This is a genomic window from Streptomyces sp. E2N166, assembly GCF_003671715.1.
Classification (GTDB): domain Bacteria; phylum Actinomycetota; class Actinomycetes; order Streptomycetales; family Streptomycetaceae; genus Streptomyces; species Streptomyces thinghirensis.
Map to the genome: position 1 here is coordinate 851,276 of NZ_RAIF01000006.1, position 14,997 is coordinate 866,272.

Consider the following 14,997-nt stretch of genomic DNA (forward strand, 5'->3'; position numbering starts at 1 on the left):
CGGGGCGGCGGTGTGTGCTGTCCGAGGCGTGCCGCCGCCGCCCCGGCGGCCAGTCCCGGCGCGGGGCTGGCCAGCACCGGGACGGTGGCCCTGGTCAGTTCACGGGCCGGTGCCATGGAAGCCTGGGCCAGGACGATCGCGTCGGCATCCGGGACGGCGTCGGCCGCTTCCGCCACCAGGCGCAGGTAGCCCTCGGTGTCGCCGCCCTCGAACCGCGGCCAGGCACCGTCGACCAGGAGGGTCCGCACCTCCACGGGGCGGCCGGAGCTCCGGGCCTCCTCGCCGATCAGTGCCGCGGTCGGCGCGAGCGTGCTGTCCAGGGCGGCGAGGACGACGATGCGCGGCCCCGCGGCCACCGCGGCGGCGGCCATCGGCCGGTCCACCCGCAGCACCGGCACCCCGGCCCCGTCGGCGGCCGCCTCGGCGACACCGCCGATGGTCGAGCAGGTGCACAGAACGGCCCGCGCGCCCTCGGCGACGGCCAGCCGCAGCACGGCCCGCACGGCGTCCGTCACGGCCTCCGGCCCCTCGCGGCGCGCCCGTTCCAGCAGTTCGGCGTCGACGTGATGCCGCAGCTCCAGTCCCGGGTGCGCCTCGTCACGCAGGGCGTCGAAGACGGGGACGTGCACGGGCGAGGTGTGCAGCAGCGCAAGCACGGACGACCCTTCGTCGGGGGCCTTCGTCATCTTCGGGGATCGTCGGTTCAGAACCGCTCGGGATGCGCCACGAGCCACTCCTTCGCCGCGCGCAGCAGCTCGGGGTCGGCGGCGGGTGCCTCGTCCGGGTGACGCTCGGCCCACTTCACGACGTACGGACACAGCGGGGCGACGGCGACGCCCTCGCCCCGCGCGACGGCGTACAGCTCACGCACGAGCGAGCCCGCGATGCCCTGGCCCTCGTGGGCCGGCTCGACGACGGTGTGCACGGGGACGAGGGCGCGCTCGGGGGCGTCCAGGACGAAGTACTCGATACGCCCGACCACCTCGCCGCCTGCGACCGCCTCCAGACGGCCCGCCGCCCGCTCGTCACGGATCTCGATGTCGCTCACGGCCACGCTCCTCGTCCGCGCAGGTTCGATACGTCAGGCCGACACGGCCTGCGGGCTGCGCTCCTGGTCGGAGCCCGGCACCGGCTCGGACGCGTCGGCGCCCAGGGCGACGATACGGTTGTCGCCGTCCACGTGCACGACGCGCGGCCGCAGCGACCGCGCCTCGGCGTCGGTGACCTGGGCGTAGCTGATGAGGATCACCAGGTCGCCGGGGTGGACGAGGTGCGCCGCGGCCCCGTTGATCCCGATCACGCCGGAACCCCGCTCACCCTCGATGACGTACGTCTCCAGCCGGGCACCGTTGGTGACGTCCACGATGTGCACGAGCTCGCCGGGCAGCAGATCGGCGGCGTCGAGCAGATCGGCGTCGATGGTCACCGAACCGACGTAGTGCAGGTCGGCCTGGGTGACGGTGGCGCGGTGGATCTTGGACTTGAACAGAGTACGCAGCACTTTGGACTCCTGGAAGACGGCTCCCTGCCTGCTTCTTGCAGGTCAAGGGCGGTCTTCACTGTACACGGGCACACGTCGAAGTCGATGATTGTGAGGAACATCGCTTGTCATTGGCGACAGGGCTTCTGCCTGGGCTTCGGCGCCAACCAGGCTGTTGTGGCGCCACCGACCAGACGCCCGTTCGGACAGCCTCTCAGGATGTTCGGAAACTGATGCTGACCAGATGCTGACTTACCTGACGATGTGCCAGGTACGCGCTTCGTCGAGCATGAAGCCACTCTTCGCATCGACGTAAAAGTCGTTGGTTACGTCCTAGTACTCCAGCCGGACTACTGTAATTCTCCTGGTCAACGGCCTGGCGGTGGGGAGTGTAGCGGGGGCTCAGCATGCGTGGGGCGGTCTTGGGCTGACCGTCCCGCCAATGAGTGCCCGCGCCACATGTAGTGACAGTCTCGGGCACGTGCTTGGTGGCGACGCCTCCATCGGGACCAGTTCACCGCATGGTCGCGGTGTGCAGCATGTCGGCGCGGTGCTGTCCGAGCAGAACGACGAGTGGACCGAGGCCCGCCGCTACATGGGCCGGGAACTCCTCGCCAGGGCCCTCCTCCAGCCGATCGAGTCAGAAACCGACGACACCGTCCTGCCCACCGAGCTCACCGCATGGCCTCAAACCGAGATCACCGAGTGGCCGTCGATACACCACTCCGGCGGACGTGACCTCCCGCCCTCCCGCGCTACGGCGATGCCGTAGCCCCGGGCAATCCTTTAGCCAGATCGCGAACACCTGCCGGAAAGAGGACGAACCCCCTGGCCACGGGGTCGTGGACTCAGCGACCCTTAGGAGCAACCCACGGGATGCCGCACAGCACACCGCTCCCAGCACCCAACCACGATCGTCTCATCGACAACCGCAGCTTGCTTCGGATCATGATGGACCTCTGCACGACGAGGGGCTCGGGTGCTGCCGCGGTGGAGCTCGGCGGTGCCGGAGCAGTACGTGGAAGACCGCACAGGCGTAGCGCTGGCATGCCAGTCCCAGCCCCCATCACAACCCCGTACTCGCTACCGCAGTAACCTCCGTGGACATCGACTCGGGCCGACTGGGCGCAGGCGGAGGCAGCGACGCGTGATCATCGACACAATCCTCACCGGACTCACAGCCCACACCATGAATCCGGATCGCCCGACAGCCCGTGTCATCGGAATTCACCAGGGCCGGATCATCGGGCTGGACGAGGAGGTGGCGGATGTCCGGGCGAGGCAGAAACTGGACCTGCTCGGAGCATGTGTGGTTCCCGGGTTCAACGATGCCCACAACCACATGGCGTTGTACGGGCTGACACGTCGTGAGATCGATCTCTCCGATGTGCGAGTGCGGACATTGGAAGACCTGTACGACGCGGTCGCGGAACAGGCGCGGCGCACTCCTGAAGACCAGTGGCTGATGGGATTCGGCTACGACCAGCACCGCCTGGGCGGGCATCCGCACCGAGTCGTTCTGGACCGGCTCGCCCCGCGACACCGCGTGTGGCTGCGGCATGTCTCGGGGCATCTCGCCGTGGTCAACTCCCGTGTCCTCGACGGAATCGGACCATCCGCCGTCGAGCGCGCCCTCTCCCTGCGGGGACGGATCGTCACCGACGACGAGGGAGAGCCCACCGGGCTGATCGAGGAGGGAGCCATCGACCTCGTTCGTGCCCTCACCTACCCGCATTCGACGGCCGAGCTCGCCGAGGCGATCGGCCGGGCGAACCGCGACTACGTGCGGGAGGGCATCACATCCTGTACAGAGGCTGGCGTCGGCACCGGCTGGGTGGGGCACTCGCCCATCGAGGTGGCGGCCTACCAGCAGGCGCGTAGCACAGGTGCACTCGACGTACGCATCCAGCTCATGGTGGCGCATGAGGCTCTGCACGTACTCGACGCTCACGCGGACGATCCCGCCGGCGCACGGCTGGACCTGGGACTGCACACCGGCTTCGGCGACGAGTGGCTGCGGCTGGGCGCCGTGAAGATCTTCGCCGACGGCTCATTGTCCGGACGGACCGCCGCACTGAGCCGGAACTACGCGGGCGCCCCAGCCCATCGCGGGGAGCTGCGCTTCACTGCCGGGGAACTCGCGCGACACGTCGTCCAGGCGCACGCCACGGGGTGGCAGGTGGCCGTCCACGCCCTTGGGGATCGCGCCATCGACGTCGTGCTGGACGCCTTCGAGGCCGCGCAGCGCGCGTACCCGCGCACCGATGCGCGTCCCCGCATCGAGCACTGCGGGCTCACCCGGCCCGACCAGTTGGCCAGACTGCGGGCCCTGGGCGTGGTGCCCGTGCCTCAGGCCGTGTTCATCGAGCGGACGGGCGGCGCCTTGGTCACGGCGCTGGGGCCCGAGCGGGCCGACTGGGCCCACCGTCACCGGAGCTTCCTCGACGCGGGTCTGACGGTTCCCGGGAGTTCGGACCGTCCCATCGCACCGGGATCCCCGCTGCGTGGCATCCACGCCATGGTGAACCGCACGACGGACACCGGTGACGTGGTGGGGCCGGGCGAGGTCGTCTCGCCGTCGCAGGCCCTGTACGCGTACACCATGGGTTCCGCCCATGCCGGGTTCGACGAGCGGGTCAAAGGCAGCATCGAACCAGGAAAACTGGCGGATCTGGCGGTACTGGAACGTGACCCGACGACCGTGCCGCCGGACACGATCAAGGACATCGCGGTTCTCGCGACGCTGGTGGGCGGTCGGTTCGTCTACGATGCGCCGGGTTTCGCCGTCGACGCCGGCGCCGCCGGGGAGGGCGCCTCAGCGAGGTGAGCGGCGAGGGCGGCGGGAGTGACCCGGTTCAGGAGGGTGCCCAGGGAGACGCGGTGACCGGTGAGGTCCTCGACACGCTCGCTGAGCAGGACGGCGAGCAGGGAGTTGCCGCCGGCCGCGAAGAAGTCTGTGGACGAGTCGGCCGTGTCGTCGGCCAGGACGGCACGCCATGCGCTGGTGAGTCGTTCGGTGAGCGCGTCCCCGGTGGCGTGGTCGTCGAGGAGTTCCGGTCGGTGCGGATCTGTGGGAGCGGTGTCGGGAGGGAACGTGTCGAGCAAGCCGTGCAGGGCCGTGTGGGCCACCTTGCCCGTGTCGGTACGAGGCAGGGCCGACACGGCGACGATACGGGAGGGCACGGCAGGCGCGGGAAGATGACGGGCGGCGTGCGCGCGCAGGGTAGCCGGATCGACGGTTGCCGTGGTTTCCACGAAAGCGACGAGTGACGGGGACTCCGCGTCACGGGCGGCGATCACGCCGCAACGGCTGACGGACGGGTGATCCTCCAGAACGCCCTCGACCTCGGCCGGTTCGACACGAAGCCCGAGCAGTTTGATCTGCCGGTCGGCACGGCCGACGACTTCGAGTGTTCCGTCGGCGCACAGACGGCCGATGTCGCCGGTGCGGTGCCCTGCGTCGTCGGTGGTGTGCCGCAGGGGGGCGTTCATGTATCCGGCGGCGACCGCGGGGCCGGTGATGCGGATGTCGCCGCGCAGGCCGGGGGGCAGGGGGCGGCCTGTGTCGTCCACGATGTCAACGCGGTGCCCGCCGGTGGGGCGGCCGACGCGAAGGGGCTGGTTCCCGACGCAAGCGGGGGTGATCTCGCCCATCACGGGCCAGCCCGCTGTTTCGGTGGCGCCGTAGGCGTTGAGGACACGTCCGCCGGTGGACAGCAAGGCCCGAGCCGTGGCTGCGCTGAGGGGCTCGCCGCCGGTGACGAGGTCGACGCCCTCGCATCGTCCCTCCAGCCCGGGGGCGAGCACGCTCCATACGGTCGGTGTCGCCTGGACGAGGCCGACGTGGTGGCGGGTGAGCAGGGCCGCCAGGCGAGCAGGGTCGTGTCGTACCGCGTCGGGCGCGGCGACGACTCGTCCGCCGAGTACGAGTGGGGTGAAGACCTCCAAGGACGACGGCTCGAAGGTGAACGTGGTCGACCACAGTGCGCTCGCATCGGCGTCGAGCCCCAGGCCGGCGGCGAGGGTGGTGACGGCATGGTGCACATTGCCCTGGGTGAGGCGGACGCCCTTGGGCAGGCCGGTCGATCCTGAGGTGTGGATCACGAAGGCGAGTGTGTCGGGGGTGAGTGTGCCGGTGTCGGGCAGGTCTCGCCAGGGACCCGTGGCACAGGGGGCGGGCAGAGGGATCGTGGGCACGTCGGGGAGCGTGGCCGAATCCAGCGGGCGACCGAGAACCGCCGCGACGCGTGTGCCCGCGAGGCGGCGGGCGGTCAGCGGAGCGGGTTGCGCATGGTCGACGGGCAGGTACGCGGCACCCAGTGACCAGACGGCGAGGGCACCGGCAAGGGTGGCGGCGGTGCGGGCGGAGTCGAGGGCGACGATCTTCCCGGGACCGACACCGGCGTCACCGAGGCCGTCGCGGATGCGGGCGGCCTGGTCGACGAGTGCGGCGTAGTTGGTGGTGCGACCGGTGTCGGCGTCGACGACGGCGATCGCATCCGGGGTTCTGCGGGCGTGGGCGGTGATCGCCGCAAGGACGCCTCCGCGCCACGGGGTGGCGCGTGCCGTGGGTGGGGTGAGAGCCCGGCGATCGAGACCGGTGTGCCAGGTGAGATCGCGAAGCGGGGTGTCGGGGGCCCGCAGGGCGGAGTGCAGCAGGGTGTCGTAACGGCCTGCCAGGGCAAGGGCGTCGGCGCGGTCGATCACGTCGGTGCAGTGGAGAACGACGAGCTCGGTGCGATCGCGCCGGGTGCGTACGACGATCTCCAGGTCGGCGACGCTGTGCCGGGGGGCGACCTCCACGACGTCGACGTCGGCGCCGTCGGGTGTCCAGCTGGCCTTCTCCACGGAGGTGTGGAAGTCGAAGTAGTTGAACATGTGGTGGAAGTACCGGTTCTCCGCGCTGCCGCCGAATGTGCCGTACCGGTCGATCACGTCGTCGATCGAAGCGTCGGCGTGCCCGAGCGCGGCGAGGAACGTGTCGCGTGTGAGCGCGACCAGCTCCCGGAACGTTCCGGGACGTTCCATGTCGAGCCGGAGGACGACGGTATGCGTGTGGTAGCCGATGGTTCCGCGTCCCCGGCCGCCGCGCACGTCGACGGGTACCCCGACGGTGACGTCGGGTCCGGCGCCGTGGCGGGCGAGCACGAGGAGATACGCGGCGAGAAAGATGATGTTGCGCGTGGCCTGGAGTGCGGCTTCGGAGTCGCCGAGGAGGTCGTGGGCGCTCTGGGACAGCGGGTGGACGTGCTGTTCACCGCGGAAGGTGGGTTCGGCGGGCCGGGGGCGGTCGCACCGCAGGTCCATGGAGCGGATGTTCACGCCCGCCAGTTGGTCGTGCCAGTAGGAGAGGCCGGCGATGCCGGGAGGCGGCGGAGTGAAGTCGGCTGCTTCGGCCAGGAGGTCGGGCGGGACTTGTCCGTCTGCGGAGAGTGCGGCGTAGGCGCGGACGAGCTCTCCGGTCAGCAGCAGCGCGGAGGTGCCGTCGAAGATCGTGTGGTGACAGACGACGCAGAGGGTGTCGGCGGTCGGGGTGACGACGAGAACGGCGCGAATGAGTGGTTCGCCATCGGTTTCCCGGGGCTTTGCCGCAGCCGGCTGGTCGGCGGGGAACGCGAAGGGACGCTCGGCGAAACGCCGTAGGGTCTCGTCGGCATCCTCCTGCGCGACGGTGAGGACATCGATGGAGGGATCGTCGCTGGCGGCCTCGACCCGGCGTGTCAGCACGTCGTCGACCAGGACGAACCGGCTGCGCAGGGCAGGGTGGCGGCGAATGATCGTCCCGAGGGCGCGGCGCACGTACGCGACGTCCAACGGTGCGGCACTGCGGACCGCGAGAGTGATGTTGCTCACCGCGCGATCAGGAGCGACACGGTCCAGCAGCCAGAGGGCGCGTTCGGCGGCACGTGCGGGACGTTCGCGGGGCGTTGCGTGGGTGGACGGGGCGATGGGATCGCGGTCCTGCATCGGCACTCCGTCCTGTGCTGCCTCGGCGGCGGCCTGGCGTTCGGGGCGACGCGTGCCCGGTCGGCGCGCCGGAGGGAGGGCACGGGCCGTTGACCGCGTCAGCCTAGCAGCGGGGTGTGAAGTCGACCATGACGCGGAGCGGCGGAGCCGCCGGCGCAGCCGAATCCAGCCCGGGAAGCGGAAGGCACATACCGCCCTTCGCATAGTCTCCGGGCATGACCTCGAAAACGGCGCTGATCACGGGTATCACCGGCCAAGACGGCTCCTATCTGGCGGAGTTGCTGCTCTCGAGGGGCTATACGGTGCACGGTGTGATCCGGCGCTCCTCCGGTTCCGGCCTCGGCCGTATCGCGCATCTGGTCGGTGACGAGCGTGACGAGGAGGTCCGGATGCGTCTGCATCACGGCGATCTCTCCGACGGAGCACGGCTGATCGCGCTGCTCGACCGGCTGGCACCCAGCGAGATCTACCACCTGGCGGCCCAGTCGGACGTTCATGTCTCCTTCGAGCAGCCCGCGTACACCGGCGCGATCACGGGGTTGGGCACGACGCGGTTGCTGGAGGCGCTGCGCATCACCGGCCTGCCGGCCCGGTTCTACCAGGCGTCGAGTTCGGAGATGTTCGGGGCGACGCCTCCCCCTCAGGCCGAGGGGTCGCCCTTCCAGCCGCGTTCGCCGTACGCAGCGGCCAAGGCATACAGCTACTGGATGGCCCGCAATTACCGGGAGTCCTACGGCCTGCACACTGTCAACGGAATCATGTTCAACCACGAGTCACCCCGGCGCGGCGAGGCTTTCGTGACCCGGAAGATAGCCCGGGCGGCCGCCCGCATCGCGTGCGGCCAACAGCGGTTCCTGGACTTGGGCAACCTTGAGGCACGACGGGACTGGGGGTATGCGCCGGAGTACGTCGAGGCGATGTGGCGGATGCTCCAGCGCGACCGCGCCGACGACTACGTGGTGGCGACCGGAACCAGTTACAGCGTGCGGGACTTCGTGACGTTCTGCTTCGAGCACGTCGGGCTGGACTGGGAGCGGCACGTGCGCCTCGATGATCGCTATGTGCGGCCGGCGGACGTGGCGGAGCTGGTGGGTGACGCGTCGAAGGCACAGCGCGATCTGGGCTGGAAACCGGAGGTGTTCGCGCCCGAACTGGCCCGGATCATGACCGACGCGGAGTTGGAGGTCGCAGGCCGCGGCAAAGGGCCGCTCCCCGAGGAGCGGGAATGACCCACTGCGACGTGTCGCTGAGTACGCGTCGGCGTTGACGGCGACGGTGTGACGCGCACGGCCGGAGCCCTGCGCGTCACACCGGCTCAGGCATTGGGCGCGAGGTCCGTTCCGGCGCCCCGGCGGCGTACCGCCACCAGGTCGGTACGGGGTTCGGCGGCTGGCGCGGCCGTGGCAGCCGCACCGCACACCCCGCCGCCCGCGTGGGATCCGCATCCGCCGCTCTTGTGCGAGCCGCAACCGGCACTCTCGTGAGACCCGCATCCGGCGCTCTCGTGGGAGCCGCAGCCGCCGCCGGCCGTCGCCCGGTGCTCGGGCAGCGTCACCTCGCCGGCGCCCTCCACCTCGAACCCGGCGTCCGCGATCATCTCCAGGTCGGCCTTGCCGGCCTGGCCCTCGCTGGTGAGGTAGTCGCCCAGGAAGATGGAGTTCGCCAGGTTCAGGGCGAGCGGCTGCATCGAGCGCAGGTGCACCTCACGGCCGCCCGCGATCCGCACCTCCACGTCGGGGCAGACGAACCGGACCATCGCCAGGATCCGCAGACAGCGCTGCGGGGTGAGGTGCCACTCCTTGGCCAGCGGGGTGCCCTCGAACGGGATGAGGAAGTTCACCGGGACGGAGTCCGGGTCGAGCTCGCGCAGCGAGTACACGACGTCGACGAGGTCCTCGTCGCTCTCGCCCATGCCCGCGATCAGACCCGAGCACGCCGACAGACCCGCCGCGTGCGCCTTCTGCACGGTGTCGACGCGGTCGGCGTAGGTGTGAGTGGTGGTAATGTCGGCGTACGTGGACTCCGAGGTGTTGAGGTTGTGGTTGTAGGCGTCGGCGCCCGCCTCGCGCAGCCGCTCGGCCTGGCCGTCGGAGAGCAGGCCCAGGCAGGCGCACACCTCGACGCCCTCGTTCTGCTCCTTGATCGCCTTGATGGTCTCGGAGACCCGGTCCACGTCCCGGTCGGTCGAACCGCGCCCGCTGGCCACCAGGCACACGCGCTTGGCGCCCCCCGCCAGGCCCGCGGCGGCGGCCTCGGAGGCCTCGTCGGGCTTGAGCCAGGTGTACTTCAGGATGCCGGCCTTGGAGCCGAGCCGCTGGGAGCAGTAGGAGCAGTCCTCGGGACACAGCCCGGACTTGAGATTGACGAGATAGTTGAGTTTCACCCGTCGGCCGAACCAGTGCCGGCGCACCCTTCCGGCCGCGGCCACCACGTCGAGCAGTTCGTCGTCGGAGGTCGCGAGGACGGCCAGCGCCTCCTCGCGGGTCGGCAGCTCGCGCCGAAGCCCCTTGTCCACCAGCGTGCTCAGCAGATTCATGGCGTTGATCCTCACGCACTGGCGGCGGTTGGCAAAGGGACCGGGAAAATTTGGCTCATCACCGCTGTGACGCCCACCACGGCAAATGTCCTGTCGCGGAGCCGACGACCTCAGAGCAGCATGAGACGGCAGCCCAATTCTCGTACGGCAGGACTGGTGTAACAGTAGGCGGCACGCGCCACGGTGAGGACTCTGCAGCCCAACTCGTCGGCCAGCAAAGCAGTGTGACAGCCCGCCAGGACCTCCGGGCCTTCGACACGGACCGCGGAGCTGGAGGCATACAGCCGTCCGGCGGCTATGGACGCGTTCAGATCCATCTCGACGACCTCGACGCCCGGACCGGCACACAGGCGGCGCACCAATGTGGCGACGTCCGGCCGGTGGCTTCGGGAGCAATGCTCGTCCCAGCAGGTGCGCATACCGCTGGCGGTGGCGACGGCGAGGGCCGAGACGGTCAGGGTGAGCCCCCCGCGGCCCACACTGGCGCGCATCTCCTCGGCCGGGGCGGTGTGCTCCGTCGCCAGCGCGTACAGGGCGAACGAATCAGCCACTACCGCCTTGCTGTTGAGCGGTCCGGCGTCGAGTACGGCCATACCTTGCCTCCCGGCAAAATTTTATGACTACGTCGATCTTGAAGGAAGACCTGATCCCGGCCATCGTGCGACCGAAGAATTTTCGCCCGGACACTCAGCAGGAGGCATGTGAAGCAGCGTCCGGACGGTCAGGTGCTCTCGAAGCCCCGGGCGTCCAGCGCCTCCGATATGGCATCCGCCATGGTCAGCGTCTTGAGAAGCAGGGGCAGCAGCAGGGCCAGCGGCCGGCGTTCGACACCCCGGGCGCGCTGGGCGGCGCGGATCTCTTCGGCCTTCTCCCGGATGAGGGGGATGAACCTCAGAGTCAGGCCGATCAGGAAGGCTATCCGGCCGGGTCGCATCCCGACGAGCGCGAGGGGGCGCGCCGCGCTCTCCAGCGCGTCCACGATGTGCGAGGTGCGACTCGTCATCGTCACCAGGCTGGCGAGCAGCAGCAGGGCAAGCAGCCGCAGAACGGTCATCGCGGCCTCGTGCCACCCGTTGGCCCACACCTGGAACACGGCCAGCAGCAGCGCGACCACCCATAAACCGCGCAGCTGGCGCCCCAGTTCCCGGTAGGGGATCAGCGCGATCCTCCACAGCACGAGGACGACCGTCCCGCAGACGGCCGTGAACCACAGTTCGTCCACCAGGAACACCGTGAGGCAGGTGACCAGCAGGACGACCAGCTTGGGCCCGGCAGGGGCGCGGTGCAGGACGCTGTCGCCAGGGCGGTAGAGGCTCAGCATGCGCCCATCAGCTCCAGGTAGAAGGCGATCGAGACGTCGGGCGGGCCATCGGCCACGAGGCGCCCCTCGTCGAACACCAGCACCCGGTCGAAACCCTCCAGCAGATCCATGTCGTGGGAGACGACGACCACGGGCTGCTCCAGCTCCGCGATGACGCGGGAGATCTGGCGCTTGCTCCGCAGGTCGAGCATGGTGGTCGGTTCGTCGAAGACGACGTATCGGGGTGCGGTCGCCAGCACCGAGGCAATGGCCAGCCGCTGTTTCTGGCCACCGCTGAGCAGGTGGGCGGGCTGGTCGCGCAGATCACCAAGCCCGTTGTCCTCCAGGGCCTGCTCGACCCGCTGGTCGATTTCGGCCTTGCTCAGACCGCGGTGTTTGAGGCCGAACGCAAGGTCCTCGGCGACGGTGGGCATGACGATCTGAAGGTCGGGATCCTGGAAGACAAAGCCGACCCTGGCCCGTACCTTGCGGCCGTCCTTGCGCGTGTCCAGACCATCCACCGTGACCGTCCCGGACGTGGGCACGACCAGCCCGTTCAGCAGCCGGGCGAACGTACTCTTGCCGGAGCCGTTGGCTCCCACGACGGCCACCCTGCGCTCGCTCAGTTCGACGGAGACGTCCTGCAGCACGGTGCGGTCGCCGTAGCGGTGCTCGACTTTCTCGATACGGAACATGCCAGCCTACCGGGTGCCCGAACGGGAGGGGCCTGACGTCGTCGCGACCGGGGCGAGCAGCGGGTGGGTGCGGCGCACGGCAACGGCGGCCAGCGCGGCCAGGACGCACTTGGCGACGTCGCCCGGCACGAACGCCCACATGATCGTGAACGCCTGGCCCAGGCTGATGTTCGCCACGGCGGCCATGAACGGCAGCCCGATCGCGTAGACCACGAGAACGCCGCCGACGAGGTTGGGCACGAGGGCGACGGCCAGGTTGTAGCGGGCCCAGAGCCGCTCGGTGAGATAGCCGACCACCAGGGCGGCAAGGGGCCAGCTCAGCACGAAGCCGCCGCTCGGCAGGAAGAAGATGCCCATGCCGCCGCGCCCGCCGGGAAGCACGGGGAAGCCGACCGCGACGAGGAGGACGAACACCAGCAGCGCGAGGCCGCCGCGCCGCCAGCCGAGGATGCTGCCGGCCAGCATCACGCCGAGGGACTGCGCGGTGATGGGCACCTTGCTGAAGGGCAGTTCGATGGCGGGGAACAGACCGAGCGCGACGACTATGGCCGCGAACAGGGCGATGTAGACGAGGTCCTTCGTCTTCACTGGGGGTTTCCTTCCGGGGAGGGCCACGGCGCGTGGGGAAGTGGGGAGGCGGCAGCCGGTCAGTCGAGTGCCGTCAGGTCGGACACCGCGCGGGCGAGGGCCGGTGCGCCGGCTTCGGAGAGCACGTCGAGGTGTCCGCCGGGGACCGTGCGGACGCGGTAGCCGCCGGGGAACATCGCGGTCCAGTCGGCGCGGTCACCGCTCGTCTCCGCGGACTCCTCCGCGACGACCACGTCGGCCGGCCCGAGGTAGGGGCGGGCCTCGTGGCCGGCCCATGCGGTGCAGTTGGCCTCGACGGTGGCGTACACCGTGCGGGCGGCGCGCAGGTCGAACCCCGGGGAGTGGGTGGCGCACCAGCGGGCCACCTCCGCGGCCCGGCGCTCCGGATCGAGTGCGGTGAACCGGGCCAGGCTGAGGTCCAGTCCCGCGCCCTGGCCGATGTACCAGAACATGGTGACGGGCGAGGGGGCGCTCTGGGGTCCCGGAGCGATGGGGGTGTCGAGCACGAGAAGCCGCGGGGCGGGCAAGCCCCGGGCCTTGGCCTGGTGTGCCATCTCCACCGCCACCAGCGCACCGTAGGAATATCCGATGAGCCGGTCGGGCCCGCGGCCGGTCTTGCGGATCACTTCGTCGAGGGCCAGTCGTGCATGTCGCTCGACGCCGTGGTCGGCGGGACCGAGACCGGTGAGCATCACACCGTGCACGGCGAGTCGGCTCCGTACGAGGTCGGCGAAGGCGCAGGCGGGACGCAGGCCGCCGTCGACACCGGGCAGGAAGTGCGCCGTGTCGGCGCTCTGGCTGTCGTTGAGCGGCACGACAACCGCGCGGGCCGTCATGACGGCTGACCGGTGCGCGGCGCGAGCTCGGCGAGGAGACCGTCACCGCGGTGCGCACGTGCGAGCCAGCCGTCCACCTCGGCGCGGGCGACCTTGCCGCTGGTGGTGCGCGGCAGGGCGGGCACGGTGTAGACCCGGACGGGGACCTTGTAGGAGGGCAGCGCGGCGCGGCAGCTCCGCACGACGTCGGGGTACGCGGGCGGACCGTCGCGGCCGGAGCACGCGATCACGGCGACCAGAGCGGTGCCGAGGAAGGCGTCGGGAACTCCCGCGACCACTGCGTCGTCGATGCCGGGAACGGCGCGCAGCACGGTTTCGACCTCGTCGGGGTAGACGTTCCAACCACCCGTGATGACCATACGACCCTTGCGGCCGACGAGGTGGAGGGTGGCGTCGGCGTCGAGGTGCCCCTGGTCGCCGACGGTGACCCAGCCGCCCGGAGCGAACAGCCGCGTCTCGTCGGCCGCCCACAGGTAGCCGCGGCTGACATAGGGACTGCGGACATGGATCTCGCCGGGGACACCCGCAGCGCACACCCGGCCGTGCGGGTCGCGCACTTCGATCTCGACGCCTGGGAAAGGATGCCCGACGCCCTTGCCCCGGCCTCCACGAGGGTGCTGCAGGACACTGATGAATCCGGTCTCGGAGGCGCCGTAGTAGTCGACGAAGCGGGCCTGGGGAAACAGCCGGGCGGCCTTGCTGACCAGGTCCGCATCCAGCCGGGCTCCACTGCTGATGCAGATGGTGACGCTGTCCAGGGGCGGCTGGCCGGGAGGGGTGTCGCGGCACAGAGCGTGCAGCATGCTGGGCACCAGGGAGAGTCTCTGCACCCGGTGGGCGCGTACTGCGCGCATCAGTTCCCGTGCCTCGAAGCGACGTGCGCCGACGAACGTGGTGCCGGCGTCGAGCGCTTCGGCCAGGGCGTACAGAGTGACGCCGTGCTGAAGGGGGCCGGGGGCCGCGGAGACCTGGGCGGTGGCGGTGTCGAAGAACGGGGCGCCGAGGGCGAGACTGGTGCGCCAGCAACCGCGCGCCATGGCGAACGCTTTGGGGGTGGAGGTGGTACCGGAGGTGAATCCGACGAAGAAGACCGAGTCGTCGTCGCCAGAGGTCAGTTCCCTCTCCGGATCGGCGTCGTGGTGCGCAGCGAGCCAGCCGTCGTAGGAATCCGGCGCCGAGGGATCGCCGTCGAGCATGACGACGGGGATGTCCAGGGCGGTCGCAGCGTCGGCCGCGGCGCTGCGGGCCCGCTGGGTGACGAGCAGATCGGGCCCCAGACGACGCAGCACCTCGGCCGTCTGGGCGGCGGACCACTTGGGGTCGAGCAGGGCGCATGCCGCGTCACCGGACGTGGCGCCGACCAGTAGTTCGGGAAGCTGGGAGGCGTTGTCGGTGAGCACGGCGACGAGGTGAGAGGGCAGGTGGATGTCGCCGAAGGGGGCACGCGGCCTGCGGGGCAGATCGCGTAGGGCCCGTGCGACGCGGGCGCCTCGCCCGGCCAGCTCCCGGTAGGTGGTGGTCGTGCCGTCGAGGACGACCGCCACGGTGTCCGGATCACTGAGGCCAGCACGGAGCACACGGGATGCGAAGGGCAT

14 protein-coding genes are annotated in these 14,997 nt (G+C 70.3%); 3 read left to right on the plus strand and 11 right to left on the minus strand.

The annotated features are described in order from the left end of the window. From EBH09_RS04370 to panD, 3 genes are all read right to left on the minus strand, one after another. On the minus strand, positions 1-656 hold a 656-nt coding region (locus EBH09_RS04370; protein ID WP_121746236.1), incomplete at its 3' end, for an aspartate/glutamate racemase family protein. A gap of 47 nt (positions 657-703) precedes the next feature. Further along, positions 704-1,048 (minus strand): GNAT family N-acetyltransferase, encoded by a 345-nt coding sequence (locus tag EBH09_RS04375; RefSeq protein WP_193776102.1) that lies wholly within the window; start codon positions 1,046-1,048, stop codon positions 704-706. Positions 1,049-1,081: 33 nt separating this feature from the next. Then, the gene (panD, locus tag EBH09_RS04380) at positions 1,082-1,501 is read right to left on the minus strand and encodes an aspartate 1-decarboxylase (RefSeq protein WP_121745655.1); all 420 of its coding nucleotides are present in this window, start codon (positions 1,499-1,501) and stop codon (positions 1,082-1,084) included. Positions 1,502-2,012: 511 nt separating this feature from the next. Between panD and EBH09_RS37695 the strand changes: the two genes are divergently transcribed. After that, positions 2,013-2,252, plus strand: a complete 240-nt coding sequence (locus tag EBH09_RS37695; RefSeq protein ID WP_193776180.1) for a hypothetical protein — start codon at positions 2,013-2,015, stop codon at positions 2,250-2,252. Positions 2,253-2,483: 231 nt separating this feature from the next. After that, complete coding sequence (locus tag EBH09_RS04390; RefSeq protein ID WP_202977419.1) at positions 2,484-4,307, plus strand: amidohydrolase; 1,824 nt, start codon at positions 2,484-2,486, stop codon at positions 4,305-4,307. Here EBH09_RS04390 and EBH09_RS04395 read toward each other — a convergent pair. Next, the gene (locus EBH09_RS04395) at positions 4,244-7,651 is read right to left on the minus strand and encodes an AMP-binding protein (protein ID WP_121745656.1); all 3,408 of its coding nucleotides are present in this window, start codon (positions 7,649-7,651) and stop codon (positions 4,244-4,246) included. The genes EBH09_RS04390 and EBH09_RS04395 overlap by 64 nt on opposite strands. An 11-nt stretch (positions 7,652-7,662) precedes the next feature. Here EBH09_RS04395 and gmd point away from each other — a divergent pair, with 11 nt between their 5' ends. Further along, positions 7,663-8,676, plus strand: a complete 1,014-nt coding sequence (gene gmd / locus EBH09_RS04400) for a GDP-mannose 4,6-dehydratase (RefSeq protein ID WP_121745657.1) — start codon at positions 7,663-7,665, stop codon at positions 8,674-8,676. An 86-nt stretch (positions 8,677-8,762) separates the two neighbouring features. Here the strand turns inward: gmd and bioB are convergent, their stop codons facing one another. The 7 genes from bioB to EBH09_RS04435 all read right to left on the minus strand — a co-directional run bounded on the left by bioB (position 8,763) and on the right by EBH09_RS04435 (position 14,997). Beyond that, positions 8,763-9,983, minus strand: a complete 1,221-nt coding sequence (gene bioB, locus EBH09_RS04405; RefSeq protein ID WP_121745658.1) for a biotin synthase BioB — start codon at positions 9,981-9,983, stop codon at positions 8,763-8,765. A gap of 110 nt (positions 9,984-10,093) precedes the next feature. Further along, the gene (locus EBH09_RS04410) at positions 10,094-10,576 is read right to left on the minus strand and encodes a hypothetical protein (RefSeq protein WP_121745659.1); all 483 of its coding nucleotides are present in this window, start codon (positions 10,574-10,576) and stop codon (positions 10,094-10,096) included. Between the two features lie 128 nt (positions 10,577-10,704). Further along, a complete protein-coding gene (locus EBH09_RS04415; protein ID WP_121745660.1) occupies positions 10,705-11,304 on the minus strand; it encodes an energy-coupling factor transporter transmembrane protein EcfT in 600 nt (199 codons plus the stop codon). After that, complete coding sequence (locus EBH09_RS04420) at positions 11,298-11,978, minus strand: ABC transporter ATP-binding protein (protein WP_121745661.1); 681 nt, start codon at positions 11,976-11,978, stop codon at positions 11,298-11,300. Before EBH09_RS04420 ends, EBH09_RS04415 begins: the two co-directional genes overlap by 7 nt. A gap of 6 nt (positions 11,979-11,984) precedes the next feature. Then, on the minus strand, positions 11,985-12,566 hold the full coding sequence (locus EBH09_RS04425; protein WP_121745662.1) for a biotin transporter BioY: 582 nt from the start codon (positions 12,564-12,566) through the stop codon (positions 11,985-11,987). Positions 12,567-12,625: 59 nt separating this feature from the next. Continuing rightward, complete coding sequence (locus EBH09_RS04430; protein WP_121745663.1) at positions 12,626-13,402, minus strand: thioesterase domain-containing protein; 777 nt, start codon at positions 13,400-13,402, stop codon at positions 12,626-12,628. Beyond that, a complete protein-coding gene (locus EBH09_RS04435) occupies positions 13,399-14,997 on the minus strand; it encodes an AMP-binding protein (protein WP_121745664.1) in 1,599 nt (532 codons plus the stop codon). The genes EBH09_RS04430 and EBH09_RS04435 overlap by 4 nt, the downstream gene beginning before the upstream one ends.